Below are 25,227 nucleotides of genomic sequence, written 5' to 3'. Positions count from 1 at the left end.
GAATGGCGCAGCCTGACAGCTCATTGCGGGCGCGGGTAAAACTGGAGAGATCATGATGCAGAAAAGACTGTTGCTCAAGGCGGCGCTGGGTGCTGCCCTGTTGTTTGGCGCAAGCGTTTCGGCCCATGCCGAAGATGCGCTCGCCAAGATCAAAGCCGCTGGCACCTTGAAAGTTGGCACCGAAACCGCTTTTGCCCCCTTCGATTTCATTGACGCTGGCGATCACGTTGGTCTCAACGTGGATCTCTTTGCCGAAATCGGCAAGGAACTCGGCGTGAAGATCGAGTGGGTTGCCCTGCCATGGGATGGCGTTTTGCCAGCCTTGGAAGCCGGCAAGTTTGATATGGTCGCTGGCCCCGCCACGATCACCAAGGCCCGCATGGAGCGTTACCGCTTCACGGCACCGATCGCCGAAGCCACGGTTGCCATCCTGAAAAAGGCAAGCGACAAGGCCATTACCAAGCCCGAAGATCTGGCAGGCAAAGCCGTCGGCGTTGGCAAGGCCACATCACAGCTGGCCCAGCTTCAGGAATTCTCGGCTACATTGCCCAAGAAAATTGATGTCCACGAATACGTGTCCTTCAACGATGCCTATGCCGATATGGCCGCTGGCCGCGTTGTGGCTGTTGCCAATTCGCTGCCCAACATTGCTTTCGTGGCCAAGCAGCGCAATGGTGTCTTTGAAGTGGTTCTGCCTCCCTTTGGCAAGAAGAGCTATTTCGGCTTTATCGGCACCAAGGATGCAGACCACGCCAGCCTGATTGATGCCGTCGATGCCGCGCTGATCAAGATGAAGGGCGATGGCCGCATGGCAAAATTGCAGGAAAAATGGTTCGGCACCAAGTTTGATACGCCAGACAGCGTCAAAGACCCGGCATTTTGAGATGTGCCAATTGGGAGGGCGTGAAAGCGCCCTTCTTTCTTTGCCACACTGAACGATCCATGCTCATTGATGGCCACAAAATCGCAAAGACCGGAGAGCCATGTCTTTCAAACTCTTCTTCCTGCTGGTCAAGGCTGCTGGGTGGACACTGGGCATCAGCGTGATTTCCATCGTCTTTGGTTTTCTGCTGGCCGTTGTCCTGTCCGCTGCCATGCTTTCCGGTAAGCCGCTCTATACGATGCCGACCAAGCTGTTCATCAGCTTCTTTCGCGGCGTGCCACTGCTGGTGCAATTGCTGCTGATCTACAATCTCCTCCCCTTCATTGGTATCAACGTGCCAAGTGTGGTGGCCGCCATCATTGGCCTGTCGCTCTGCACAGCCGCCTATCAGGCCGAAAACCTGCGGGGCGGATTTGAGAGCGTGCCGCGCGGCTTGATTGAAGCCGCTGATATGGCCGGATTTTCGCAAAGGCAGACATTCTTGCGCATCAAACTGCCCATTGCACTTCGGCTGACGTTTCCGGCTCTGGTCAATGAAGCGATCATGATCCTCAAATCCTCCTCGCTGGTGTCGGTGGTGGGCATTGTCGAGCTGACCCGCATGGCACAAGATCTGGCTGCCTCCACCTATCTGCCGCTGGAACTGTTTTCAGCAGCCGGGCTGATTTACCTGATCATCTGCTGGAGCGTGGCGCTGTTGAGCAGCACAGTTGAACGTGCGCTTCCGGGAGCCATCAAATGATGTTTGATCCCAAAGTCATTCTTGATCACCTGCCGGAGATTGCCAGTGGTGCCCTCACCACGCTGTGGATCTGGATTGTCGGCATGGTGCTGGGCATCTTTGTTGGCTTTCTGGTGGCAACAGGGCGTCGCTATGGCGGCAGATTTCTGGATATTCCGCTGGGGCTGGTGGTGGAAGTGCTGCGCGGCACTCCGTTTCTGATCCAGATTTTCCTCGTTTATTATGGCGGCCCCTATGTGGGCGTGTCGCTGGACCCGATCCCCTGCGGGTTGATTGGCCTCACCGTCTATTCCGCCGCCTATTATTCGGAAATTTTCCGCGCAGGCTATGGCTCGGTTCCCCATGGCCATGTGGAAGCGGCGGAATGCCTCGGCTTGACGCGCTTTCAAACCATCCGCCGCATTCTGCTGCCGGAAATGGCGCTGATTGTGCTACCGCCTTGCGTCAATCTCGCCATCATTCTTTTGAAAGAATCGGCCGTGTTGTCGATCATCACCGTTCCCGAACTCACCGCCACCGTCAGCGCCATTGGCTCGGCCCAATATGCCTTTCTGGAGGCGATTTTTGTGCTGGCGGTGATTTACTGGGTCATTGTGGAGGCCACCGCCTGGGCGGCCCGCAAGACTGAAGCCCGTTTGAGCAGATTGAGGTTTTCCGCGCCATGACGCTTCCCGCCATTTCCATATCCAAGCTCGTCAAGCGTTTTGGCCCCAACACCGTGTTGAGTGACATCAATCTGGAGATCCCGGAAGGTAAAGTTTCCTGCCTGATCGGCCCTTCCGGCTCCGGCAAAAGCACGCTGCTCCGCTGCATGGCCTTTCTGGAAGAGGCCAGCGAAGGCATGATCACCATCAGCGGCGAGGCGCTTGGCTATTTTGAGCGCCCTGATGGTCAGCGCGAACGCCTGCCCGCCGCCCAGATCCGCACTGTGCGCTCCAAAATCGGCATGGTGTTTCAGCAGTTCAATCTCTGGCCGCATATGACGGCGCTTGGCAATGTATCAGAAGCGTTGAAGACCGTGCACAAAGTGCCAAAGCGCGAGGCCGAAGACCGCGCCATGGTGCAGCTGAAAAAGGTGGGGCTGGAAAACCGCGCAGGCCACTATCCCTCCCAACTCTCCGGTGGTCAGCAGCAACGCGTGGCCATTGCCCGCGCACTCGCCTTGCAGCCCAAAATCATGCTGTTTGATGAGCCCACCTCGGCACTCGACCCCGAATTGACCGGCGAAGTCCTGACCGTGATGCGCGACTTGGCAGCGGAGGGCATGACCATGGTGGTGGTCAGCCACGAGATTGGCTTTGCCGCCACAGTGGGCCAGCAGATCAGCTTTCTCGATCACGGCAAGCTGTTGTTCACCGGCGCACCATCGGATGTTTTTGCCAAGCCGCGCCATCCAAGGTTGGAGCAGTTCCTTGACACCTATCTGGATCGCGGTGCATCGATGCTGGCATGATGACAGACGAGATCGACACACGCGGCAAATCGCTGCACCAGCGCATTCTGGATGATATTGAGAGCAATATCCTCTCAGGGACATGGCCGCCGGGCTATAAAATCCCCTCTGAACAGGTGCTAACCGAGAAATATGCCTGCTCACGTATGACGGTGAACAAGGTGCTGACCCAGCTTGCCCGTGCAGGGCTGGTGCTGCGCAAGCGCAAAACCGGTAGCATTGTCATGCCGCAGAATTCGCAAAGCGCCATTCTGGAAATTTACGACATTCGCGATGAAGTCATCGCACTGGACAAGACCTATCATCACGGCATTCTCGCACGCACCATCCGCGCTCCCACCAAGGCTGAATCTGACAACCTGTCTCTTGCACCCCGCCGCAAGCTGCTGGCCCTCACCTGCCTGCATTATGCCAATGACAAACCCTTTTGTCTGGAAGAGCGCATTATCAATCTCGGCGTCGTACCGCAGGCGCTTGATGCTGATTTTGCCGATCTGGCCCCCGGCCCGTGGCTTTTGGACCACATTCCGTGGAACGCTGCCGAACACCGCATTGCCGCCGAAGCCGCCAATGATGCGGCGGCCAAAACCTTAGACATTGCCGCCAACAGCCCGGTTCTGGTGGTGGAGCGCCAGACCTGGCGGCTGGATGAGACCGTCACTCAAGTGCGCCTCACCTACCCCGGTGCCAGCCACGCCGTCACCGCCCGCTTCACCCCCTCGCAACGTCTTTTAACCCCTGCCTGAGCACAGAGAAGAGATCGCCATGGCCCGCACCGACACACTAAAGCTTGGAACCTTTGTCTACACCTTCGGTTTCAACCCGGCAGCGTGGCGGCACCCGGATGCCGATGTGCAGGGGGCCAACAAGATTGATCACCTGCTCAACGTTGCAAAAATCTCGGAAGCGGCCAAATTCGACTTTATGTTTTTAGCCGACTCCCCCGCCGCCGCCATTGGCGATGCCGATGCGCTGGCCCGCTCGCCCACCAAGATGAACCGGTTTGAACCGCTGTCGCTGATTTCGGCGCTGTCGGTGCTGACGGAAAAACTCGGCTTTGTCGCCACCGCCTCCACCAGCTATTACGAGCCTTACAACATTGCTCGCCTGTTCGCCTCGATTGATCATCTCAGCGGTGGCCGCGCTTGCTGGAATGTTGTCACCTCCGACCATGATGAAACCGGCTATAATTACGGTTTTGAAGGCCTGCCACCCCATGCGGAGCGCTATGAGCGCGGCTCGGAATTCGTCGATGTGGTGTTTGGCCTATGGGATAGTTTCGAGCCGGATGCATTGGTGCTGGACAAGGCAAAGGGGCTTTACCACGACAAGGATAAGCTGCACACGCTGAACCACAAGGGCAAGCATTTTCAGGTGCGGGGGCCGCTCAACATTGCAGCAAGCCCGCAAGGCCGCCCGGTGATTGCGCAGGCTGGCGGATCTGAAGCTGGCATGGAACTGGCCGCCCGCACCGCCGAAATTGTCTTCAGCCTTGCCTCCAATTTGGAGCGCAACAAGGCTTTCGCTGATAATATCAAGAGCCGCATGGCCAAATATGGCCGCTCTACCAATGATTTGAAATTGATGCCGGGCTTGGTGGTCAATGTCGGTGAAACCAAAGCCGAGGCCCAGGCCAAGGTGGATTTCCTGATCGATAATCTACACCCCGACGTGGGCCGCTGGATGCTGGGGGAATTTCTGGAAGCCGATCTCTCCGGCGTGGCGCTCGATCAGCCCTTCCCGCTGGAGCGCCTGCCCACAGAGCCAAAAGGCTCAAAAGCCATGTTTGAATGGTTGCGCGATTTCATCATGGAAGGCCACACTGTTGGCGAGTTGATCCGCTTTTACGCAGAAAAAAGTACCGGCAACGGCATCACCGGCACCCCCACCGAGATCGCCGATTTCATGGAAGAATGGTTTCAGGCCGGAGCCGCCGATGGCTTTATTCTGATGCTACCCACTCTGCCCGCCAGCTTGAATGATTTCGTAAAGCTGGTGCTGCCGGAACTGCGCAGGCGCGGGCTGTTCCGGGAAGAGTATGAGGGCAAGACCTTGCGGGAAAATTTGGGCTTGTCGATGCCGGTCAATCGGTATGCGGCGGCGCGGAATGGTGGGATTGCCAAAGAGACCTGAGCAAGATCGCCCCCCTCTGGTCTGCCGACCATCTCCCCCTCAAGGGGGGAGATGGCTGGCAAGCCAGAGGGGGGTGACTTGCGCCAACGCCAACCATTGCCGCCTCAAAACGATGTCATCAAATCCCGCATCACGCCCGCAAACCGTGCCGCAATTCGCTCCCGCGCAATGTGCCGCCCAGCTTCCACCTGCTTAGCACCACCGACCCAAACGCAATCCACCATAGCGCCATTGGCAAAGATGAAACTATCCAAAATCTGATCCCCACTCAAACCAAGGTCAGGTCGTGGCTTGAGACTGACAACATCAGCCGACTTGCCCACCGCCAAGCCATCGTCAGCCATCAAGGCCGCAGCCCCACCCACAACGGCACCGTCAAACAAATACCGCCCGGTCGATCCACCGGGCACAGCCATGACGTTACGGGCGCGATGCGCCAGACGCTGCGAATATTCCAGCTGACGCAGCTCATCGGCAATGCCAATCAGGATGTTGGAATCGGAGCCGACCCCAAAACGTCCGCCCTGCTCCAAAAACACCGACGCGTTAAACGTGCCATCACCCAAATTGGCCTCGGTGATCGGGCAAAGACCGGCAATCGCACCGCTTTTTGCCATCCGTACAGTCTCATCTTCTGTCATATGGGTGGCATGGATCAAGCACCAGCGCTGGGTGAGATCGGCATTGTCCAGCAGCCATTGCACCGGGCGCTTTCCAGACCACGCCACGCAATCTTCCACTTCCTTTACCTGCTCGGCCACGTGAATATGGATGGGGCCATCGAAAGAAAGCTGTTGTAGGGCGGATAGTTCTGCCGGGGTCACGGCCCGCAGGCTGTGGGGTGCAATGCCTGTGACGCTACCGGGTAAACGGGAGGACGCTTTTTTCGCCCCCTCCAGCAAATCCGCAAAGCCATCAAGATCATTGATAAACCGCCGCTGGCCCTCGTTGGGAGCCAGACCCCCGAAGCCGGAATGGGCATAAAACACCGGCAATAAGGTGAGGCCAATGCCGGTCTCTTCCGCCGCCCCCACAATGCGCTCGGCCATCTCGGCACGGTTGGCGAAAGCACTGCCATCGCGGTCATGATGCAGATAGTGGAACTCGCCCACCCGGCCAAAGCCTGCTTCCAGCATTTCCACATACAACTGCGCGGCAATGGCCTGCATCTGGTCCGGGCTCATCGTCAGGGCAAAGCGATACATTACCGTGCGCCAGCTCCAGAAACTATCACTGTCCGGCCCGCGCAGCTCTGCCAAGCCTGCCATGCCGCGCTGAAAGGCATGACTGTGCAAATTGGCAATGGCGGGCAGCAAAATCTCGTGCCGCTCATCACCCGCTTGCGCCTCAACATCCTGCTCAATGGCAAAAATGGAGCGGTCTTTCAGCGTCAGCCGTACATCCTTGACCCAACCATCTGGCAACAGTGCCTGTTTTGCGTAGAGTGTCGTCATGGCTTTCCCCTCTCATTTTCTGGCTTGCGCCTTTTCTGTCTTGCGCATGGGCTCATTAAGTATATACATAATAGGAAAATCGATCAGGCGCAATGCAGCCTGAGCCGCAAAAACAAGGGATCAGCATGACAGATCGGGATCGCATTTTCACCAATGCGCGGTTGGCAACGCTCAATCCGCATCTCTCAGGCCTCGGCATTATCGAGGATGCCGCGCTTATGGTGCGCGGCGGGCAGATTGTTTACGCTGGACCCATGGGCGAACTGCCAATCAGCCTGCTGAATGCTGCTGATGTAACCGATTGCGAGGGCCGCTGGATCACCCCCGGCCTCGTGGATTGCCACACTCATCTGGTGCACGCCGGCAATCGCGCCCATGAATTTGAAATGCGGTTGGCAGGTGCCAGCTACGAGGAGATTGCCCGGGCAGGTGGTGGTATTGTCTCATCCGTATCCAAGATCCGTACGGCCAGCGAAGCGGATTTGCTGCGCGAAACCCTGCCGCGTCTAGACGCGCTGATGGCAGAAGGTGTGACCACCATCGAGGTCAAATCCGGCTATGGCTTGACCGTGGAAGACGAGCTGAAAATGTTGCGCGCGGCGCGCAAACTTGGCGATACCCGCCCTGTGTCCATCACCACCACCTATCTCGGAGCCCATGCCACGCCTGCCGAATACAAGGGCCGCAATGGCGATTTTATCCGCGAGGTGGTACTTCCCGGGCTGAAAGCGGCCCATACTGAGCGGCTTGTGGATGCCGTGGATGGGTTTTGCGAGGGCATTGCCTTCTCACCCGCTGAAATGCGCGTGGTTTTTGATGCGGCACACGCACTGGGCCTGCCGGTGAAACTTCACGCCGATCAGCTTTCCAATCTTTCCGGTGCTGCTCTTGCTGCTGACTATGGCGCACTCTCGGCCGATCATCTGGAATATACCGATGCGGCAGGGGCGAAAGCCATGGCGGAAGCAGGAACCGTGGCAGTGCTGCTGCCGGGTGCCTTTTACTTTATCCGCGAGACGAAAAAGCCGCCGATTGATCTCTTTCGCCAGCACGGCACAAAAATGGCGCTGGCCACCGACAACAACCCCGGCACCTCACCGCTCACCTCGCTGCTGCTGACCATGAACATGGGTGCTACCCTGTTTGGCATGACGGTGGAAGAATGCATAGCAGGCGTCACCCGCGAGGCCGCCCGCGCACTGGGTCGGCTGGATGAGATTGGCACGCTGGAGGCCGGAAAATCGGCTGATCTGGCCATATGGGACATTTCTGAACTGTCTGAGCTTGTCTACCGCATGGGCTTTAACCCGCTTTACGCGCGGGTATGGCGCGGTGAGGACACGACAACACCTTTCAACAAGGGGGCACTATGACCATTACCCTTCACCCTGGCTCCGTGCCGCTGGCTGATCTGGCTAAGATTTATTGGCAGGGCGAACCAGCTGTGCTGGATCGCAGCTTTGATGCGGGCATTGAGAGGGCAGCAGCCCGGATTGCCGCGATTGCGGCAGGCAATGAGCCAGTGTACGGCGTCAACACCGGCTTTGGCAAACTGGCCTCCATCAAGATTGATGCCGCCGATACCGCCACGCTTCAGCGTAATCTCATTCTCTCCCATTGCTGCGGCGTCGGTGCGCCGCTGGCTGAGAATATCGTGCGACTGATCCTGTCGCTTAAGCTGATTTCGCTGGGCCGTGGCGCTTCGGGCGTGCGGCTGGAGCTGGTGCGGTTGCTTGAGGCCATGCTGGAAAAGGGCGTTATTCCGCTGATCCCGGAAAAGGGGTCTGTGGGAGCGTCGGGCGATCTCGCGCCGCTGGCCCACATGGCGGCAGTGATGATGGGCGAGGCAGAAGCCTTCTATCAAGGCGAAAAACTGCCGGGCAAACTTGCGCTGGAACGGGCTGGCCTAACGCCCGTGACGCTCGCTGCAAAAGAAGGGCTGGCGCTGATCAATGGCACGCAGGCCTCCACCGCCTTGGCCTTGGCCGGGCTTTTCCGCGCCCATCGCGCCGCTCAAGCCGCACTTATTACAGGGGCGATGTCCACCGATGCGGCCATGGGCTCCTCGGCACCGTTTACCGCCGATATTCACACCCTTCGCGGCCATAAGGGCCAGATCGATACGGCTGCCAGCTTGCGGGCCTTGCTGGATGGCTCCGTCATCCGCCAAAGCCATCTGGATGGCGATGAGCGCGTGCAAGACCCCTATTGCATCCGCTGCCAGCCGCAGGTGGATGGAGCTTGCCTCGATCTGCTGCGGATGACCGCTCGCACCTTGGAAATCGAGGCCAATGCGGTGACCGATAATCCGCTGGTGCTCTCCGATGACAGCGTAGTGTCTGGCGGCAATTTCCATGCCGAGCCGGTGGCGTTTGCTGCCGATCAGATTGCCATTGCTGTGTGCGAAATCGGAGCCATTTCACAAAGACGCATTGCGCTTTTGGTCGATCCGGCCTTGTCCTATGGTTTGCCAGCGTTTTTGGCCAAGAAACCGGGCCTGAATTCCGGTCTTATGATTGCCGAAGTCACCTCTGCCGCCCTGATGAGTGAAAACAAGCAGATGGCCCATCCGGCCTCGGTGGATAGTACACCAACATCGGCCAATCAGGAGGACCATGTGTCCATGGCCTGCCACGGCGCGCGGCGGCTTTTGCAAATGACCGAAAACCTGTTTGCCATCATTGGCATTGAGGCTTTGACGGCAGCGCAAGGCGTGGAATTTCGCGCGCCCCTGACCACCAGCCCGGAGCTGCAAAAGGCCATCGATACGCTGCGCACCGTGGTGCCAACGCTGGAAGTCGATCGGTTTATGGCCCCGGATTTGGCTGCGGCTTCCACGCTGGTGGCCGATGGGGCTTTGGTGGGCAGTGTATCGGCCGGGATTTTGCCGGGGTTGGAGGGGTAAGGTGATGACCACATTATTCGAAATAACCCAAGGCACCTCCCCCGTCATTCTCGCCTTCCCGCACACGGGAACCGATGTGCCGCCTGCCATCTGGGAGCGCCTCAACGATAACGGCAAACTGCTGGCCGATACCGATTGGCATATCCACAATCTCTATGCTGGCCTGCTGCCAAACATCACCACGGTGCGTGCCACGTTCCATCGCTATGTGATTGATGCCAATCGTGATCCGGCGGGGGTGAGCCTCTATCCGGGGCAGAACACCACGGGGCTTATTCCAGAGACGGATTTTGACGGACAAGCGATCTGGATTGATGGGCAGGAACCGACCGAGGCAGATATTGCTGAGCGTTTGAGCGCCTTTCACGCACCCTATCACGCAGCCCTTCTGGCGGAGATTGAGCGCGTCAAAGCCATTCATGGCGTAGCGGTGCTGTATGACTGCCACTCCATCCGGGGCGATATTCCATTCCTGTTTGAAGGCCGCCTGCCGGATTTCAACATTGGCACCGATATGGGCCGCACCTGCGATCCAGCCATTGAAGCCGCAACGGTGGAGATTGCAGCGTCAGCCACGGATTACACATCCATCCTCAACGGCCGCTTCAAGGGCGGCTGGACCACGCGCCATTATGGCAAACCAGACACCGGCATTCACGCCATTCAGATGGAGCTGGCGCAAGGCTCACATCTCGCCACAGAGGCCCCGCCCTTTGCCTATGACGAGGAAAAGGCAGAGCGCTTACGGGTGCATCTCAAAGCCATTCTGGAACGGATCGAGCAAATCGCATTTCAGCTAAAACAAAAGGGGGAATGATCATGACCAACCCACGCCACAATATCCGCGATGTGCGGGCTGCAACCGGCACGGAACTGTCCGCCAAGAGCTGGATGACCGAAGCCCCCTTGCGCATGTTGATGAACAACCTCGACCCCGACGTGGCCGAGCGCCCGCATGAGCTGGTCGTCTATGGCGGCATTGGCCGTGCCGCCCGCACCTGGGAGGATTTTGACCGCATTGTTGCCACGCTGAAAACCCTGACGGAAGAAGAAACGCTGATTGTGCAATCGGGCAAGCCGGTGGGTGTGTTCAAAACCCATAAAGACGCGCCGCGAGTGCTGATTGCCAATTCCAACCTCGTGCCCCATTGGGCCACATGGGATCACTTCAACGAGCTGGATAAAAAGGGTCTGGCCATGTATGGCCAGATGACCGCAGGCTCGTGGATCTACATTGGCACGCAAGGCATTGTGCAGGGCACCTATGAAACCTTCGTGGAAGCCGGTCGCCAGCACTATAACGGTAATCTTAAAGGTAAGTGGATACTTACGGGCGGTCTCGGCGGCATGGGTGGCGCACAGCCGCTGGCTGCCGTGATGGCCGGGGCCTGCTGCCTTGCGGTGGAATGCGATGAAACCCGCGTGGATTTCCGTCTGCGCACCCGCTACGTCGATGCCAAAGCCCACACGCTGGATGAGGCGCTGGCCCTGATTGACCAATGGACCAAGGCGGGCGAAGCCAAATCCGTGGGCCTGATTGGCAATGCTGCCGATATTTTCCCGGAACTGGTGAAGCGCGGTATCCGCCCCGATATTGTCACCGACCAGACCTCGGCCCATGACCCGATCAACGGCTATCTGCCGTCTGGCTGGACGGTGGCCGAATGGCGCGCCAAGCAAGAGAGCGATCCGAAAGCGGTGGAGCTTGCTGCCCGCGCCTCGATGAAAGTGCATGTCGCCGCCATGGTGGATTTCTGGAACATGGGCGTGCCGACGCTGGATTATGGCAACAATATTCGCCAAGTTGCCAAGGAAGAAGGGCTGGAAAATGCCTTTGCCTTCCCCGGCTTTGTGCCTGCCTATATCCGCCCGCTGTTTTGCCGGGGCATTGGTCCGTTCCGCTGGGCGGCTCTGTCAGGCGATCCAGAGGATATTTACAAGACCGATGCCAAGGTAAAGGAATTGCTGCCCGACAACAAACACCTGCACAATTGGCTGGATATGGCCCGCGAACGTATTGCCTTTCAGGGCCTGCCCGCCCGCATCTGCTGGGTGGGTCTGGGCGATCGCCACAAGCTCGGTCTGGCCTTCAACGAGATGGTGCGCAGCGGCGAGTTGAAAGCGCCGGTGGTGATTGGTCGTGACCATCTGGATTCTGGCTCCGTCGCCTCGCCCAACCGCGAGACTGAGGCGATGAAAGATGGCTCGGATGCCGTGTCTGATTGGCCGCTCCTGAACGCGCTGCTCAATTGCGCCTCGGGTGCCACATGGGTGTCGTTGCACCATGGCGGTGGGGTTGGCATGGGCTTTAGCCAGCATTCGGGCATGGTCATCTGCGCCGATGGCACCGATGATGCCGCCCGGCGCTTGGAGCGGGTGTTGTGGAATGACCCGGCCACAGGCGTCATGCGCCATGCCGATGCGGGCTATGACATTGCCCTCGATTGCGCCAAGGAAAAAGGCCTGCGTCTTCCGGGCATTTTGGGCAACTGACATGCGCATCATCCAGCGCGAAGACTACACGCGGATGCCATGGAAAAACGGCAAGGGCCTGACTGAAGAGATCATGGCCTTTCCCGTTGGCAGCACGATGGAGACGTTTGACTGGCGCCTCTCCATCGCCCATGTCGGAGAGGATGGACCATTTTCCCTCTTTCCCGGCGTGGATCGCAGCATTGCGCTTTTGGATGGCGAAGGCTTGCGCCTCGATCTGCCAGACGGAGATAGCATGGTGCTGGCACCCTATGGGCAGCCCTTCGCCTTTGCGGGCGAATGGGCCATTTCCTCCACCAATCTCGGCGGGCCGACCATCGATCTCAACATCATGACCCGACGCGGGCGCTATCAACATAGCATGCGCCGCCATCATGGTGCAGGACCGCTCAATGTCAGCGCCAAGACAGAAATGATATTGGTGTTCGAAACGGCAGCAGTGGTTGAAGCCAGCGAGAGAGCAATCGACATCCCTGCCTTCTCAAGCGTCATGCTGAACGCGGGTGAGCACATCAGCATAATCGCCGATGACATGCTTCATCTGCTGATGATTGAGCTGCAACCAATCGGTTAAACAGAAAACAGTCCGCCTTTTCTGACGGACTGCAAAGCCTTACAACATCAAGATCGAATTACAGCTTGCCGCCGCGCTGTTGGATCATCATAAACGTATCATAGGTATATTCTGACAGCTGCATCCACAGATAGGCCTCGCGCTTGAAAGCGTTCTGGTCATCATAGATCTTCTTGAAGTCAGGGTTTTTCGCATTGATCTCGGCATAGACTTCCATGGAAGCCTTGAAGCAGGCGTCAAGAATATCCTGGCTGAAGGGTTTGAGCACCGCCCCTTCCGAGACGATCTGTTTGATGGCCACGGGGTTTTTAAGGTCGTATTTTGCCATCATATTGGTGTTGGCAAAAGCGCAGGCATCTTCCAAAGCGGTCTTGTAGGCAGGGGGAAGATCGTTCCATTTGTCGAGATTGACAAAGGCGTGGATGGCAAGACCACCTTCCCAGAATGCTGGGTAGTAATAATATTTTGCCACCTTATAGAAGCCCAGCTTGTGGTCGTCATAAGGGCCAATCCACTCGGCGGCATCAATCGTGCCTTTTTCCAGCGCTGGATAAATATCGCCACCGGCAATCTGCTGCGGCACGCCGCCCAGCTTTTCGATCACCTTGCCAGCCAGGCCGGCAATGCGCATTTTTACGCCCTTGATGTCATCCACCGTGTTGATTTCGCGGCGGAACCATCCCCCCATCTGCGCACCGGTGTTGCCAGCCACAATGCCGTAAATCTTGTGCTTGGCCCAGAATTCATTCATCAATTTATTGCCATTGCCCTGATAAAACCAGGCATTGGTCAAACGCGCATTGAGGCCAAAAGGAATGGCCGAGCCAATGGCAAAGGTTGGGTCTTTGCCCACGTAATAATAGGAGCAGGTGTGGCACATTTCGACTGTGCCAGCGCCCACCGCATCAGCGGCCTGCAAACCCGGCACCACTTCGCCTGCGGCAAACACCTGAATTTGGAAATTGCCATCGGTTGCCGCAGAAACGCGCGCGGCAATATCTTCCGCGCCGCCATAAATCGTATCCAGCGATTTTGGGAAGGAAGACGTCAAACGCCAGGTGATTTTAGGCAATGATTGCGCAATTGCCGGTGCTGCAAGTGTGGCTGCAGCCACTGTCCCCACAGTGCCAACGCCAGCATTTTTCAAAAATCCACGACGATCCATCAGACCCTCCCCATTGCGGTTAAACTCACGCGTCATCTCCCCTCCGAGAGACCATGCAAGGAAGTAATCATGTTGCGAGGGGCAACGCAAGCAAGCACACCCCCTTGTTACAACTAAAGTTGATGCCCATTTCTCATCATCGTTGACTTCATTTTCAAACAGGTCAAAAACAGCATCACTCCATCGATTTTCGAAAGCATCCCATGTCCAAGCCTCTTGTTGCGATTCCTGCCGATTTTAAAGACATCAACGGATCAAACTGGCATTGCGTGCTGGATCAATATGTCAATGCCACGCTGAAAGTGGCAGGGGCTATGCCCGTGCTCATCCCTGCCCTCGAAACCGGTGCCGATATCGACGCCGTTCTTGATCGCGTTGATGGCGTGGTGATTTCCGGCTCACCCAGCAATGTGCATCCCTCGCTTTATGGCGTAGAAGCCACCGAGAGCCACGGCCCGTTTGATCCCGCCCGTGATGCAACATCACTGCCACTGATTCGTCGCGCCATTGAACGCGGGGTGCCACTTCTGGCCATTTGCCGCGGCATTCAGGAATTGAATGTGGCGCTGGGCGGCACGCTGGCCACCGAAATTCAAGACCAACCGGGCAATTGGGATCACCGCAAACCACCTACGGAAGATCGGGATGCGGCCTATGCCATCCGCCAGCTTGTGAACATCAGGCAAGGCTCCTGCATTGCCCGCTATCTCGGCACGGAGGGTAGCATTCAGATCAATTCGCTGCACCGGCAGGCCATTTCCACCATTGCCCCGCGTTTGCAGGCCGAAGCGCTGGCCGAAGATGGCACCGTTGAAGCCGTCTCAGTCATTGATGCAAAGGGCTTTGCTGTCGGCGTGCAATGGCATCCGGAATATTGGGCCGAGAGCGATGCCCCCTCCCGCGCCTTGTTTGAAGCCTTTGGGGCGGCAGCGCGAGAGTATGCGGCATCGAAAGCCGTTAAGCCTTAACAGGGGTTTCTGGAACTGGCGTTTTCACCACGCCATTTTCAAACCAGCCGATCAGGTTATCCGCCACCAGATCGGCCATAGCATTGCGCGTGTGCACAGAGGCTGATGCCACATGCGGCAGCAGTGAGACATTGGGCAGATCCAAAAGCTCAGATGGCACTTTTGGCTCGTCGTAGAACACGTCAAGACCGGCTGCCGCAATCGTGCCGTCCTTCAGGGCGGCAATCAGCGCCTCTTCATCCATGCTCCAGCCGCGACCTACATTGATCACCACGCCATTGGCGCCGAGCGCTTTCAAAATATCAGCGTCAATGGCCTTATGGGTTTCAGCCGTTTTCGGCACAATACAGATCAGCGTATCCACCGCTTCTGCCAAAGCTTTCAGCGATGGCTGATAGCCATAAGACACGCCCGGCTTTGGATTGCGCGTGTGATAGCTGATCTTGACCTTGAACGGCTCGAGGCGACTGGCAATCTCACCACCAATTCGGCCAAGACCGTAGAGCCCCACGTGACGGCCCCGCAGAGACAAAGGTGTCAGCGCAAATGCACCTTCCTTTTCCCAACGGCCCGCGCGCAAATAGCTTTCTGCTGCATAAAACTGGCGCAATGTGTTGAGCAGCAGGGCAATGGTGGTATCGGCCACTTCATCATCCAGCACGTCAGGCGTATTGGTCACAATCACACCGCGCTTGGCGGCAGCCGCCACATCAACACCATCATAGCCGACGCCGAAGTTGGCGATCACTTGCAGGTTTGGCAATTTCTCCATCAAGGCAGCGGGCACTGATCCGGCAATGGCAATGCCACGCACGCGGGCAGCATCGGCCTCGCTCAGCTCTACCGGCTGACCAACGGGCGTTTGCAACACGTCAAAAACAGGGGTGAGACGCTCCAGCACCCGTGGATGAATTTTCCCAGGAATCAAAATAACAGGTCTACCAGCAATCATATCGCTCTCTATCAATCTATGAATCTGCATCAATCTCGGTGTTTAATCGGCCCGGTGGATTGGCGAATGCGCATTTCCGGCTTGATCAGGTGCATGCCATCCGGCTCGTGGCTACCCGCCAGCTTATCCAGAAGCGCGCGCGCTGCAAGCCTTCCCACTTCCGCCTGGCCGTTCCACACCGTGGTGAGCGAAGGCGTTGCAATCGAGGCTTCCTCAAGATCATCATAGCCGGTCACCGAAATATCGCGCCCCGGCACCAAACCGGCACGCGACACACCATTCATCAGGCCAATCGCCACCAGATCGTTCCAACAAACGGCGGCTGTCGGCTTTTGCGGCAAGGAAAGAAAATTCACCGCCGCTTCAAAACCGCCCTGCTTGGTGCGCGGGCCGGGAATGCGCAATTCGGGGTCCACCTCAATGCCAGCCTTGCGCAGCGCATTGACATAGCCCTGATAACGGTCGCGCCCGGTGGATGTCTGGTCGGTGCCGCCGACCATGGCAATCACCCGGTGGCCAAGGCCAATCAAATGGTTGGTGGCCAGCGAAATGCCGTAGGTGTCATCACCGCGATAGGTCGGCAGCGCGAGGCCTTCCATGGAGCGGGCGATCAAAATGGCGGGCATGCCATTGTCTTCGGCCAGCATCACATCTTCCGGCGGCGAGCCGATGGCAGGCGACATGATCACCCCATCCCCACCCAGCTGCAGCAGCGTTTCAATAAAGTTGCGCTGCTTTTCCACCGAGTCATAATGGTTGGACAGAATAAAGGTCTGGCGGCTGCGGTCCAACTCGCTCTCAATGGCTTTGAGAATTTCGCCGTAAAACGGGTTCATGATGTCATGCACCACAACACCGATAATGCCTGAGCGCGACGTGCGCAGGCTGGCCGCACGGCGATTGTAGATATAACCCAGCGCGCGGGCCTGATCCTTGATCTTTTCGCGCGTTTCAGCCGCCACCAGCGGACTATCGCGCAAGGCCAGAGATACCGTCGCTGTCGACAGACCCAAACTGTCCGCAATGGTCGAGAGTTTAATTTTTTGCGCCACGTTTCCCCTCCCAACAGCGTCCTTTGTGCGCCATATATGGCGCACAAAGGACGCTGTAACACTTTTGATCTGCTGCATAATTCCTTAAATCGATTCCGATTTAAGGAATTATGCAATAGGCATCGGACCGCGTTGCGAAGCCTCTCCGACACCCCAATTAAAATTTTTAATTAAAGTGTTGAATAGCAGAAGGCAATAATTTTCAGAAGTAAAAACCGGCTCACTCGATGTGTTCTTCAATATTTTCCTCAATCTCCGCCCCGCTGCCATGAAGATTGCGGTCCATCAAGGCCAGTAGTTTTAAAAGTTGCTTGACATCTTTGCCGCTCATGCCGTGTGTCGCTTGCCCTACAACAGCCTCATTGGCGGCAAAAATCCGCTCCACCGTCGCCTGCCCCATCGGAGTCAAATACACTTTTGTCAGCCGGGCATCGGTATCCGATCCCTTACGCTCGAGAAATCCTTGCGCCTCCATGCGGCCAATGGTGCGGGTCATGGTTGGCGCTTTCACGCCCAGCTTTTGCGCCAAATGGCCGGTGGTCAAACCATTTTCGCTGGCCAGCAACAGCACAACACCTTCCTGCCCGGCATAAAGGCCACATTGCGCCAGCTTACGCGTTTGCACGGTGCGAAAGCTGCGTGCCGCCTGTGTCATCGCCATGCCCAGATCGCCATGGGCAAGAAGCATATCGTCTTTGGCCGCTGTTTTCAGCTTGCCAGACTTTTTCTTCTTTTCGGACTTGTCCTTTTTGGCCATTTTTCCTCTACAGTCGCAAGCGTGAGTGCTGGTATCACTGTCAGTTCTCTCAATCACCTTGATCCATAGCCAAAAACCGACCGGGAAACCAGATGCTTAGCCCCAACCCGCGCTTTGAAATGAACGATCCTGATCTCACGCCATCGGATCGCGCCCATTGGATCGCCGTTTTGCCTCTCGGAGCCCATGAGCAACACGGGCCGCACCTGCCGTTTGAAACCGACACGATTATCGCCCAAGGCGTGGTTGAACGCCTGATCAAGGCATTACCGGACACATTGCCCGTGACATTTCTGCCCGTTGAACCGATTGGCTATTCCATCGAACATATGGACGTGGCGGGCACCAAAACCCTGACCTATCAACAGGCCATCACCCGCTGGCTCGGCATTACTGAGCGCCTGCACGCCATGGGCATCCGCAAATTTCTCATGCTCAATGCCCATGGGGGCAATGCGCCGCTGATGACCATTATTGCCACCGAAGCCCGTGTGCGCTTCAACATGCTGGCGGTGGCCACCAGCTGGACCCGCTTTGGTCAGCCCGCTGGCTGGATTGATCCCAAAGACAAGGCCATCGACATTCATGGTGGTGATATTGAAACCTCCGTGATGCTGGCACTGCGGCCCGATCTGGTTGCCATGAACAAGGCAGAGAATTTTTCCTCACAACAATCCACCTTTACTGAGCGCTTCAAGCATCTGCGCGCCTATGGTCCGCATGCCTTTGGCTGGAAAATGTCAGACCTCAATCCTCTCGGCGTTGCGGGCAATGCAAGCGCTGCCACCGCTGAAAAAGGCGAAGCGCTGCTTTCGCATGCCATTCAGGGTCTTGTGGAACTGCTTCACGATATCGACAGCTTCAATATTGAGAAAGCCTTTGAACTGACATGAAACAGCCCCTATATGAGGTAACACCATAACAATTGGGCACCCCTGCCCCTATCATCTATCGAGGTTCGAATGAGCGAAGCTGCCGTAAAACCCACACCCGTCACCGTGCTGACCGGCTATCTTGGCTCGGGCAAAACCACGCTGTTGAACCGGATTTTGACCGAGAGCCATGGCAAGAAATATGCCGTCATCGTCAATGAATTTGGCGAAATCGGCATTGATAATGATCTGATCGTCGAATCAGACGAAGAAATCTATGAAATGAACAATGGCTGCGTCTGCTGCACCGTGCGCGGCGATTTGATCCGCGTTGTCGAAGGCCTGATGCGCCGCCCTGGCCGTTTTGACGGGATTATTGTGGAGACCACCGGCCTTGCCGATCCGGTTCCTGTCGCACAGACCTTCTTCATGGATGATGATGTGCGCACCAAGACCGAGCTGGATGCCGTAATTGCCCTGGTGGATGCCAAGCATCTGCCTTTGCGCCTGAAAGACAGCCGCGAAGCCGAAGACCAGATCGCCTTTGCCGATGTGGTTGTCGTCAACAAGGCCGATCTCGTCACCCATGACGAGTTGCACCAGATTGAAGACATTGTGCGCGCCATCAATCCATCGGCTCGGATCTACACCACCACCCGCTCCGGCGTTGATCTTTCCAAAGTGCTCAACCAGGGTGCGTTCAACCTTGAGCGTGCTTTGGAAAATGATCCGCATTTCCTTGATCACGATGACCCGGACCATGTGTGTGGCCCAGATTGCGATCATGATCACGGCCACGACCACCATGATCATGACCACCATCATCACGACCATGGACATGATCATCATCACCATGACCACGGGCATGGGCATGGCCACGCCCCATCTGCCATCCATGATGTGACAGTGACATCCGTTTCCCTGCGCGGTGGCGAAATGAATCCAGAGCGGTTCTTCCCATGGATTCAGAAGGTCACACAGACCGATGGTCCGAAAATTTTGCGCCTCAAAGGCATTATTGCCTTCAAGGGAGATGCTGAGCGCTACGTGGTGCAGGGTGTGCACATGATTATCGAAGGTGATCACCAGCGTCCCTGGAAAGACGGCGAAAAGCACGAAAGCCGCCTTGTGTTCATTGGTCGCGATCTTGATCGCGAAAAGCTGGAAAACAGCTTTAAGGCTTGTGAGGCAACCGCCTGATGCCAACAGTTGCTCCGCTTGATCTGGAAGGCCACGTTTTATTCGCGGCCTTCCTTGGGGATATTCCCGTTTTCGCCACGGCTGCTGGCGCGCTTCACCGTCTCGATGGTGGTGAGAAGATCACAGACGTTCATGCTGGCCTGTTGGTGGCCATCAAGGATGACCATAACCAGACCCTGATCACCGGCGGTGAAGACGGCAAGGTGTTGCGCATCGCCCATGATGGCACCACAACAGAACTGGCCCATGTGCCGCGCAAGTGGATTTCGGTGCTGGCGGCAGGTCCGCAAGGTGCTGTGGCTTATGCCCATGGCAAGTCGGCCTTTGTGCGCCTGGCCAGTGGCGTGGTGCATGAATATCAGGAAGAGCGCAGTGTCGAAGGTCTGGCCTTTGCGCCCAAGGGTCTTCGTCTTGCAATCTCGCGCTACAATGGCGTCACCCTTCGCTTTGTCGGAGCAGAGAGCAAGCCGCTGGATCTGGAATGGAAAGGCGCTCACACCGGCGTCAGCTTTTCACCCGACAACCGCTTTGTCGTCACCTCCATGCAGGAAAATGCGTTGCATGGCTGGAAACTGGATGGTGCTGGCACCGATACGCGCCACATGCGCATGACCGGTTATCCCGCCAAGGTCAAATCCACCTCCTGGACGGCCAAAGGCAAATGGCTTGCATCGTCTGGCGCGCCTGCCGCCATTGTCTGGCCCTTTGCCGGTAAAGATGGCCCGATGGGCAAGGCACCGCAAGAGCTGGGCACGCGTGCCAATATCATGGTGACGCAAGTGGCCTTTCATCCGGCCGAAGAGGTGCTGGCCATCGGCTTTATCGATGGCATGATTTTGGCTGTGCGCCTCGCCGATGGCAAAGAAGCGCTTTTGCGCCGCCCCGGCAAGGGTGCCATCACCAGCATGGGCTGGAGCGCCAGCGGCAAAATGCTCTGCTTTGCCTCTGAGGCAGGTGATTGCGGTGTGATAGACATCAGCAGTTAAACTTGATGCAAGTGACACAAAAACCAGAGCTCTCGCTCTGGTTTTTTTCTATGCAAATAACAACTTATTTCGAATTTAATAAAAAATAAACCTGAGTTATAATAACGTTTTTGTGTCGCGTTCTGGAAAATAACGAAGCGAGTTGTATACGCAAGTATAGATATCCAGAAAAGATACAACCACTTGCATTCAAATCATCTTATATTAAACAGTCGTCGCAATGCAAAGAGCCTGAAGCGCGATGACGTGGCCAGATTTTCGACCATCGGTAAGGGACACGACCTTGAAGTTCAGTATTTCATCAGCAGTCACAGCCAGCGGCATTCTCTTGGCACTCGGTATTGTTCTTGCTCTGACAATGGATATGAGAACTCTTCAGCATTTGAAGGTCAATGGTCCCGTCTACAATCAGATCGTTGATAGCAAAGACCTGATTGCCGATATTTTGCCGCCGCCGCTCTATGTGGTTGAGGCCTATTCTCTGGTGAGCGAAGCAGCACTGCATCCTGATACAGTGGCCCATAATGTTGAACGCCTGAGTGTATTGCGCGGCCAATATCAAGAACGTCGTGAATACTGGAAAACATCGACCCTGCCTGACAGTATAAAGCAAAAGCTGCAATCAGATGTGCTGGTGAAAGGCGATGCCTTTTGGGCTATCCTCGATGGTATTGATCTGCACACTCTTGCCGGTCGCGATGTATCCACGGTCATAACCCCGCTTAAAATAGCGTTTCACGTTCATGAGACGGCTGTGAACGAGCTGGTTGCCATGGGCGATGCTTATGGCAAGCAAAAAGAAAGCGAAGCGGCAGACGTATCCAAAAGACTGGAGACCATGAGCTATGCGCTGGGTGGCGCGCTCATTTTGCTGTCTCTCGGCTCTCTGTTGTTTGTTCGCCGCCGTGCGCTTCGGCCATTGCGCAGCATCACCACGGCCATGACAACAATGGCCATGGGCGATTTGCAAAAAGAGCCGCCGTATCTCAACCGCCATGACGAAATTGGTGATATTGCCAAGGCCCTCGCCGTTTTTCGCAATGCAGGTCTGGAAAAACGCCAGATGGAAGAGGACGCAGAACTCTCGCGGGCAGCCGCCAATGAACAACGCCGCGTGCGCGAGCATGAGCGCATGGTTGAGGCCGATACGTTGCGGTCTGTGGTCGAGGAATTGGGCGCTGGTCTGAATTGCCTTGCGGATTGCAACATGCGCATGACCATCGACAACCCATTTGACCCGCGTTTCGAGGGATTGCGCACCGATTTTAACAAGACCATCGCTATTTTCCGAGCAACGCTTGAGAAAGTTCAGACAGAAACCGTGCATTTGCAAACCAACAGCCGTGAAATGCGCGATGCCTCTGACAATCTCGCCCGGCGCACCGAGCAACAGGCGGCAGCCCTTGAACAAACCGCAGCAGCCTTGGAGCAGGTGGCATCCACCGTCGCCACCTCGGTCAACCGCACCCGCGAGACCCGCAATCTGGTCAAGGAAGCCCGCCAGTCGGCAACAGCATCAAGCGGCGTGGTCAAAGACGCTGTCACAGCCATGGAACGGATCGAAGCGGCATCCTCGGAAATCGGCTCCATCATCAGCGTGATTGACGAGATTGCCTTTCAAACCAATCTTTTGGCCCTCAACGCCGGTGTTGAGGCGGCCCGCGCCGGGGAAGCCGGAAAAGGCTTTGCCGTGGTGGCGCAGGAAGTGCGCGAACTGGCGCAGCGTTCGGCAGGTGCCGCCCGGCAAATCAAGGGGCTGATTGAGCGCTCCGGCCAGGAAGTTGCCACCGGCGTGCAGCTGGTGGGGGCAACGGGCAGCGCACTTGAGCAAATTGGCCAGTTTGTGGCCCAGATTGATGAGAATGTTGACAGAATGTCGAGTGTTGCTGAAGAACAGGCCAGTGGCCTTCAACAAATCAGCAGCTCTGTTCACAGTCTGGACCAGATGACCCAGCAAAATGCCGCCATGGTCGAAGAAACCAATGCGATAAGCCAGACCATTGCCGATGGCGCGGTGACGCTGACCGTGCTGATCAACCGGTTTCAATTGCCAGGCAGTGAAAAACATCAGCCGCCAAGCCATCACCGGGCGGCATGACAATCGTCTTCAGCACAAAGGCCAGAACAGATGTTCTGGCCTTTGTGCATGTTCAGATCAGGCAGGTCTTGCGCCACTGTCACCCGCTTCAAAATCAACGCCTTTGCGCTCATAGCCGAATCCGGCAAGAACAGCCACCGCCACGGCAACAATCACGGCCACAACCAAAAGAGCAAGGGCGTAATCGCCGTTCCAGTGTTGGGCTAGCGTTGCCTGCAGCGTGGCATTGCCCGATGCCAGCAGATTGCCGAGCTGGTAGATAAAGCCCGGAAAGGTGCTGCGCACTTCATCCGGCGACAGCTCGTTGAGATGAGCTGGAATGATACCCCAAGCCCCTTGCACAAAAAACTGCACAAGAAAGGCTCCGATCGCCAGCAGGATGGGCGTTGACGCATAGACCCACAAAGGGGCGACGGGAAGAACCAGCAGCGCCGCAATCACAATGCCTTTGCGCCGCCCGATTTTTTGCGAAAGTGCGCCAAAAAACAGCCCGCCAAGGATGGCCCCGACATTGTAGAACATGGCGATAGCACCCACAGTATGGGCCGAGTAATTGCGCTGAACCTCTAGAAATGTCGGATAGATATCCTGCGTGCCGTGGCTGAGAAAATTGAAGGCGGTCATCAGCACCACTGCCCAGATGAACAGCTTCATATTGCCTTTCAACACCGCCATGAAAGGCTGCCGCACACGGTTTCGGCTGGCAAGAAAGGCAGGCGATTCCTCGACATTGCGACGAATATAGAGCACCAACAGTGCAGGTGCCACGCCCACGAAGAACATGCCCCGCCAGCCAATCAGCGGATAGAGAAAGAAGAAGACCAGCGAGGCCAGCAGATAGCCGCTGGGATAGCCCGCCTGCAACAGGCCCGAGACAATACCGCGTGTACGCTCAGGAATGGTCTCCATGGTCAGCGAGGCTCCCACGCCCCACTCGCCGCCCATGGCAATGCCATAGAGCATGCGCAAGACAATCAGCATGGTCAGCCCGGTTGAAAAGCCGGATAGCAGCTCAAACAGCGAGTAGAGCAAAACATCAACCATCAAAGTGTTGCGCCGACCAAATTTCTCCGCCGCAAGCCCAAACAGCAAGGCCCCGAGCGGTCGCATGGCGAGCGTGAGAAACACCGCCAAGGACACCGCCGAGACATCGGTGTTGAATTCCTTGGCAATGTCCTTGAGAACAAAAACAAGAATGAAAAAATCAAAGGCATCAAGGGTCCAGCCAAGATAGCTGGCGATGATGGTGTTGCGTTGCTGGGGTGTTAATCCGCGAAGATCTGCAAGAACAGACATATGGCCTCCTCCATCAAGAAAGGAACGAAGAGGGGCTGCGCCACGACACCGTTCCCTAGCGGCGCGAGCGAACGAGCCGTGTGGCCAATGTTCTCTGCGTCTGACTGTATTGCTGCGCTGTTTTCTGGTGGCATGCACCAGAATTCGCAACAATGCGCTTACCCGATTTATAATTGCGCTTGCCCGAAATGGTTCAAGGCGCACACAATAAACCTTTCGTGACTGAAGCGGATTCGGGGCAGAAATTTGCGGCTGAACACGGAGTGTTGAAGAAAACACCACGTTCATCACGCAAAAAACCCTCGCCGAAAACGACGAGGGTGCTGGTATGGATAAACAGAATAGTTTGATTAGAAGCGATAGGTCACACCTGTGCCGATCAGCCATGGATCGAGCTTGGCAGATCCCTTGACGCGGGCACCGCCCACTGTGGCTTCAAAATCGGGCCGCAAGTAAAGTTTCTTGACGTCGAAGTTCAAACCCCAATGCTGGTCGATCATATAGTCGAAACCGACCTGCAAGGCCGCACCAAAGGTGTTTTTCACGTCGAGATCCGTGGCAGCACCACGGGCAGACTGATTGTAGAACACAGTGTAGTTGATGCCGGCACCAACGTAGGGCTTGAATGCACCAAGATCGGTGAAATGATATTGCAAGGTCAGTGTTGGCGGCAGAAGCCATGTTTTGCCAATATTGCCAAGACCTGCAATCGAACCCTTGCCATCAATCCGCGACGAGGTTGTGCCCAGAATCAGTTCTGCGGCAATATTGTCGGTGAAGTAATAGCTGAAGTCCAATTCTGGTGTCACACTATCGCTGGACGACAAGCCAGAGCCAGCAATGCCGTCAACCTTGCCGTTGTTTCTGGTGACCACACCCAGCGCACGGGCGCGGATTTGCCAAGGGCTATGGGGTGTCAAAGCCGATTCAGCTTCCGGGGCCTTTGTCACTGGTGCAAGATCAGCCGCCGACACAATAGGGGCCGCGCAAGCCAAGGCTGCAAAGGCAACTGCCGTCAGGCTCAAAGTCCGGTTCAATGACATATCGTCTCTCCTGATTGTCGAATAGGCGACAGGGTCCCCCGCCGCGTCATGGCAGGACTATTCACAACCGGAGCACTCTTTCCCTTGAGATAAATCAATATTTTACGCTTCTCCGAAGGAAGGCAAGCATCAGCCGCCCGCCTGTTGCTGCTTTGCATCAGTTCATTTGACAAGCGTCAAATCCGTCGCCTGCCGTGCACA

At 56.5% G+C, this 25,227-nt stretch carries 23 protein-coding genes; 16 read left to right on the top strand and 7 right to left on the bottom strand.

What is annotated here, in order from left to right:
• Positions 1–55 precede the first annotated feature (55 nt).
• From BJF95_RS02630 to BJF95_RS02605, 6 genes are all read left to right on the top strand, one after another.
• Positions 56–883: a transporter substrate-binding domain-containing protein gene (locus tag BJF95_RS02630; RefSeq protein ID WP_075637944.1), complete on the top strand. Its 828-nt coding sequence runs from the start codon at positions 56–58 to the stop codon at positions 881–883.
• A 100-nt stretch (positions 884–983) separates the two neighbouring features.
• The gene (locus tag BJF95_RS02625) at positions 984–1,625 is read left to right on the top strand and encodes an amino acid ABC transporter permease (protein ID WP_075637881.1); all 642 of its coding nucleotides are present in this window, start codon (positions 984–986) and stop codon (positions 1,623–1,625) included.
• On the top strand, positions 1,622–2,290 hold the full coding sequence (locus BJF95_RS02620; protein ID WP_075637880.1) for an amino acid ABC transporter permease: 669 nt from the start codon (positions 1,622–1,624) through the stop codon (positions 2,288–2,290). The genes BJF95_RS02625 and BJF95_RS02620 overlap by 4 nt, the downstream gene beginning before the upstream one ends.
• A complete protein-coding gene (locus BJF95_RS02615; RefSeq protein ID WP_075637879.1) occupies positions 2,287–3,078 on the top strand; it encodes an amino acid ABC transporter ATP-binding protein in 792 nt (263 codons plus the stop codon). Before BJF95_RS02620 ends, BJF95_RS02615 begins: the two co-directional genes overlap by 4 nt.
• A complete protein-coding gene (gene hutC / locus BJF95_RS02610) occupies positions 3,075–3,824 on the top strand; it encodes a histidine utilization transcriptional repressor HutC (protein WP_075637878.1) in 750 nt (249 codons plus the stop codon). Before BJF95_RS02615 ends, hutC begins: the two co-directional genes overlap by 4 nt.
• 19 nt (positions 3,825–3,843) lie before the next feature.
• Positions 3,844–5,211, top strand: a complete 1,368-nt coding sequence (locus BJF95_RS02605) for an LLM class flavin-dependent oxidoreductase (protein ID WP_075637877.1) — start codon at positions 3,844–3,846, stop codon at positions 5,209–5,211.
• A 104-nt stretch (positions 5,212–5,315) separates the two neighbouring features.
• Here BJF95_RS02605 and BJF95_RS02600 read toward each other — a convergent pair whose 3' ends face one another.
• Positions 5,316–6,665 (bottom strand): formimidoylglutamate deiminase, encoded by a 1,350-nt coding sequence (locus BJF95_RS02600; protein WP_075637876.1) that lies wholly within the window; start codon positions 6,663–6,665, stop codon positions 5,316–5,318.
• Positions 6,666–6,790: 125 nt separating this feature from the next.
• On the opposite strand from BJF95_RS02600, the gene hutI reads away from it, so the two are divergent.
• Genes hutI through BJF95_RS02575 form a run of 5 tightly spaced genes read left to right on the top strand, consistent with a single transcriptional unit; the run spans position 6,791 to position 12,637 of the window.
• Entirely contained in the window at positions 6,791–8,038 is a 1,248-nt protein-coding gene (hutI, locus tag BJF95_RS02595) for an imidazolonepropionase (RefSeq protein ID WP_075637943.1), read from the top strand.
• Positions 8,035–9,570 carry a histidine ammonia-lyase gene (gene hutH, locus BJF95_RS02590; protein WP_075637875.1) on the top strand — a complete coding sequence of 512 codons (1,536 nt, stop codon included), beginning with the start codon at positions 8,035–8,037 and terminating at the stop codon, positions 9,568–9,570. The genes hutI and hutH overlap by 4 nt, the downstream gene beginning before the upstream one ends.
• Before the next feature lie 4 nt (positions 9,571–9,574).
• The gene (hutG, locus tag BJF95_RS02585) at positions 9,575–10,387 is read left to right on the top strand and encodes an N-formylglutamate deformylase (RefSeq protein ID WP_075637874.1); all 813 of its coding nucleotides are present in this window, start codon (positions 9,575–9,577) and stop codon (positions 10,385–10,387) included.
• A gap of 2 nt (positions 10,388–10,389) precedes the next feature.
• Positions 10,390–12,063, top strand: a complete 1,674-nt coding sequence (gene hutU / locus BJF95_RS02580; protein WP_075637942.1) for a urocanate hydratase — start codon at positions 10,390–10,392, stop codon at positions 12,061–12,063.
• Between the two features lies 1 nt (position 12,064).
• Entirely contained in the window at positions 12,065–12,637 is a 573-nt protein-coding gene (locus tag BJF95_RS02575; RefSeq protein ID WP_075637873.1) for a HutD/Ves family protein, read from the top strand.
• Between the two features lie 58 nt (positions 12,638–12,695).
• Here BJF95_RS02575 and BJF95_RS02570 read toward each other — a convergent pair whose 3' ends face one another.
• Positions 12,696–13,802 (bottom strand): TRAP transporter substrate-binding protein, encoded by a 1,107-nt coding sequence (locus BJF95_RS02570; RefSeq protein ID WP_075637941.1) that lies wholly within the window; start codon positions 13,800–13,802, stop codon positions 12,696–12,698.
• Positions 13,803–14,005: 203 nt separating this feature from the next.
• Between BJF95_RS02570 and BJF95_RS02565 the strand changes: the two genes are divergently transcribed.
• Positions 14,006–14,770, top strand: coding sequence for a gamma-glutamyl-gamma-aminobutyrate hydrolase family protein (locus BJF95_RS02565; protein ID WP_075637872.1), 765 nt, complete (start codon positions 14,006–14,008; stop codon positions 14,768–14,770).
• Here BJF95_RS02565 and BJF95_RS02560 read toward each other — a convergent pair.
• The 3 genes from BJF95_RS02560 to BJF95_RS02550 all read right to left on the bottom strand — a co-directional run bounded on the left by BJF95_RS02560 (position 14,760) and on the right by BJF95_RS02550 (position 17,531).
• The gene (locus BJF95_RS02560; RefSeq protein WP_075637871.1) at positions 14,760–15,722 is read right to left on the bottom strand and encodes a 2-hydroxyacid dehydrogenase; all 963 of its coding nucleotides are present in this window, start codon (positions 15,720–15,722) and stop codon (positions 14,760–14,762) included. The two genes, BJF95_RS02565 and BJF95_RS02560, sit on opposite strands and share 11 nt — an antisense overlap.
• Before the next feature lie 29 nt (positions 15,723–15,751).
• Positions 15,752–16,774 carry a LacI family DNA-binding transcriptional regulator gene (locus BJF95_RS02555; protein WP_075637940.1) on the bottom strand — a complete coding sequence of 341 codons (1,023 nt, stop codon included), beginning with the start codon at positions 16,772–16,774 and terminating at the stop codon, positions 15,752–15,754.
• 220 nt (positions 16,775–16,994) lie between these two features.
• The gene (locus BJF95_RS02550; RefSeq protein ID WP_075637870.1) at positions 16,995–17,531 is read right to left on the bottom strand and encodes a MarR family winged helix-turn-helix transcriptional regulator; all 537 of its coding nucleotides are present in this window, start codon (positions 17,529–17,531) and stop codon (positions 16,995–16,997) included.
• 92 nt (positions 17,532–17,623) lie between these two features.
• Between BJF95_RS02550 and BJF95_RS02545 the strand changes: the two genes are divergently transcribed.
• The 4 genes from BJF95_RS02545 to BJF95_RS02530 all read left to right on the top strand — a co-directional run bounded on the left by BJF95_RS02545 (position 17,624) and on the right by BJF95_RS02530 (position 22,687).
• Positions 17,624–18,424 carry a creatininase family protein gene (locus tag BJF95_RS02545; protein ID WP_075637869.1) on the top strand — a complete coding sequence of 267 codons (801 nt, stop codon included), beginning with the start codon at positions 17,624–17,626 and terminating at the stop codon, positions 18,422–18,424.
• Positions 18,425–18,493: 69 nt separating this feature from the next.
• Complete coding sequence (locus BJF95_RS02540) at positions 18,494–19,603, top strand: CobW family GTP-binding protein (RefSeq protein WP_075637868.1); 1,110 nt, start codon at positions 18,494–18,496, stop codon at positions 19,601–19,603.
• A complete protein-coding gene (locus BJF95_RS02535) occupies positions 19,603–20,589 on the top strand; it encodes a WD40 repeat domain-containing protein (RefSeq protein ID WP_075637867.1) in 987 nt (328 codons plus the stop codon). Before BJF95_RS02540 ends, BJF95_RS02535 begins: the two co-directional genes overlap by 1 nt.
• 283 nt (positions 20,590–20,872) lie before the next feature.
• Positions 20,873–22,687 carry a methyl-accepting chemotaxis protein gene (locus BJF95_RS02530; protein WP_075637939.1) on the top strand — a complete coding sequence of 605 codons (1,815 nt, stop codon included), beginning with the start codon at positions 20,873–20,875 and terminating at the stop codon, positions 22,685–22,687.
• Positions 22,688–22,744: 57 nt separating this feature from the next.
• Here the strand turns inward: BJF95_RS02530 and BJF95_RS02525 are convergent, their stop codons facing one another.
• Both BJF95_RS02525 and BJF95_RS02520 read right to left on the bottom strand, forming a co-directional pair.
• Positions 22,745–23,983, bottom strand: a complete 1,239-nt coding sequence (locus BJF95_RS02525) for an MFS transporter (RefSeq protein ID WP_075637866.1) — start codon at positions 23,981–23,983, stop codon at positions 22,745–22,747.
• A 350-nt stretch (positions 23,984–24,333) separates the two neighbouring features.
• A complete protein-coding gene (locus BJF95_RS02520; RefSeq protein ID WP_075637865.1) occupies positions 24,334–25,026 on the bottom strand; it encodes an OmpW/AlkL family protein in 693 nt (230 codons plus the stop codon).
• Between the last annotated feature and the right edge of the window lie 201 nt (positions 25,027–25,227).

Origin of the sequence: Rhizobium oryziradicis (assembly GCF_001939045.1) — a bacterium.
GTDB lineage: Bacteria > Pseudomonadota > Alphaproteobacteria > Rhizobiales > Rhizobiaceae > Allorhizobium > Allorhizobium oryziradicis.
The sequence above is the reverse complement of the archived record's forward strand: the minus strand, read 5'-3'. Positions and strand labels throughout refer to the sequence as shown.

Excerpts from the sequence above, each read along its gene's own strand:
- BJF95_RS02615 (WP_075637879.1), top strand. The coding sequence starts at position 2,287 with ATGACGCTTCCCGCCATTTCCATATCCAAGCTCGTCAAGCGTTTTGGC.
- BJF95_RS02620 (WP_075637880.1), top strand. The coding sequence starts at position 1,622 with ATGATGTTTGATCCCAAAGTCATTCTTGATCACCTGCCGGAGATTGCC.
- BJF95_RS02625 (WP_075637881.1), top strand. The coding sequence starts at position 984 with ATGTCTTTCAAACTCTTCTTCCTGCTGGTCAAGGCTGCTGGGTGGACA.
- BJF95_RS02600 (WP_075637876.1), bottom strand. The coding sequence starts at position 6,665 with ATGACGACACTCTACGCAAAACAGGCACTGTTGCCAGATGGTTGGGTC.
- BJF95_RS02575 (WP_075637873.1), top strand. The coding sequence starts at position 12,065 with ATGCGCATCATCCAGCGCGAAGACTACACGCGGATGCCATGGAAAAAC.
- BJF95_RS02520 (WP_075637865.1), bottom strand. The coding sequence starts at position 25,026 with ATGTCATTGAACCGGACTTTGAGCCTGACGGCAGTTGCCTTTGCAGCC.
- BJF95_RS02560 (WP_075637871.1), bottom strand. The coding sequence starts at position 15,722 with ATGATTGCTGGTAGACCTGTTATTTTGATTCCTGGGAAAATTCATCCA.
- hutC (WP_075637878.1), top strand. The coding sequence starts at position 3,075 with ATGATGACAGACGAGATCGACACACGCGGCAAATCGCTGCACCAGCGC.
- BJF95_RS02540 (WP_075637868.1), top strand. The coding sequence starts at position 18,494 with ATGAGCGAAGCTGCCGTAAAACCCACACCCGTCACCGTGCTGACCGGC.
- BJF95_RS02535 (WP_075637867.1), top strand. The coding sequence starts at position 19,603 with ATGCCAACAGTTGCTCCGCTTGATCTGGAAGGCCACGTTTTATTCGCG.
- hutI (WP_075637943.1), top strand. The coding sequence starts at position 6,791 with ATGACAGATCGGGATCGCATTTTCACCAATGCGCGGTTGGCAACGCTC.
- hutU (WP_075637942.1), top strand. The coding sequence starts at position 10,390 with ATGACCAACCCACGCCACAATATCCGCGATGTGCGGGCTGCAACCGGC.
- BJF95_RS02570 (WP_075637941.1), bottom strand. The coding sequence starts at position 13,802 with ATGGATCGTCGTGGATTTTTGAAAAATGCTGGCGTTGGCACTGTGGGG.
- hutG (WP_075637874.1), top strand. The coding sequence starts at position 9,575 with ATGACCACATTATTCGAAATAACCCAAGGCACCTCCCCCGTCATTCTC.
- BJF95_RS02630 (WP_075637944.1), top strand. The coding sequence starts at position 56 with ATGCAGAAAAGACTGTTGCTCAAGGCGGCGCTGGGTGCTGCCCTGTTG.
- BJF95_RS02525 (WP_075637866.1), bottom strand. The coding sequence starts at position 23,983 with ATGTCTGTTCTTGCAGATCTTCGCGGATTAACACCCCAGCAACGCAAC.
- BJF95_RS02550 (WP_075637870.1), bottom strand. The coding sequence starts at position 17,531 with ATGGCCAAAAAGGACAAGTCCGAAAAGAAGAAAAAGTCTGGCAAGCTG.
- BJF95_RS02565 (WP_075637872.1), top strand. The coding sequence starts at position 14,006 with ATGTCCAAGCCTCTTGTTGCGATTCCTGCCGATTTTAAAGACATCAAC.
- BJF95_RS02545 (WP_075637869.1), top strand. The coding sequence starts at position 17,624 with ATGCTTAGCCCCAACCCGCGCTTTGAAATGAACGATCCTGATCTCACG.
- hutH (WP_075637875.1), top strand. The coding sequence starts at position 8,035 with ATGACCATTACCCTTCACCCTGGCTCCGTGCCGCTGGCTGATCTGGCT.
- BJF95_RS02605 (WP_075637877.1), top strand. The coding sequence starts at position 3,844 with ATGGCCCGCACCGACACACTAAAGCTTGGAACCTTTGTCTACACCTTC.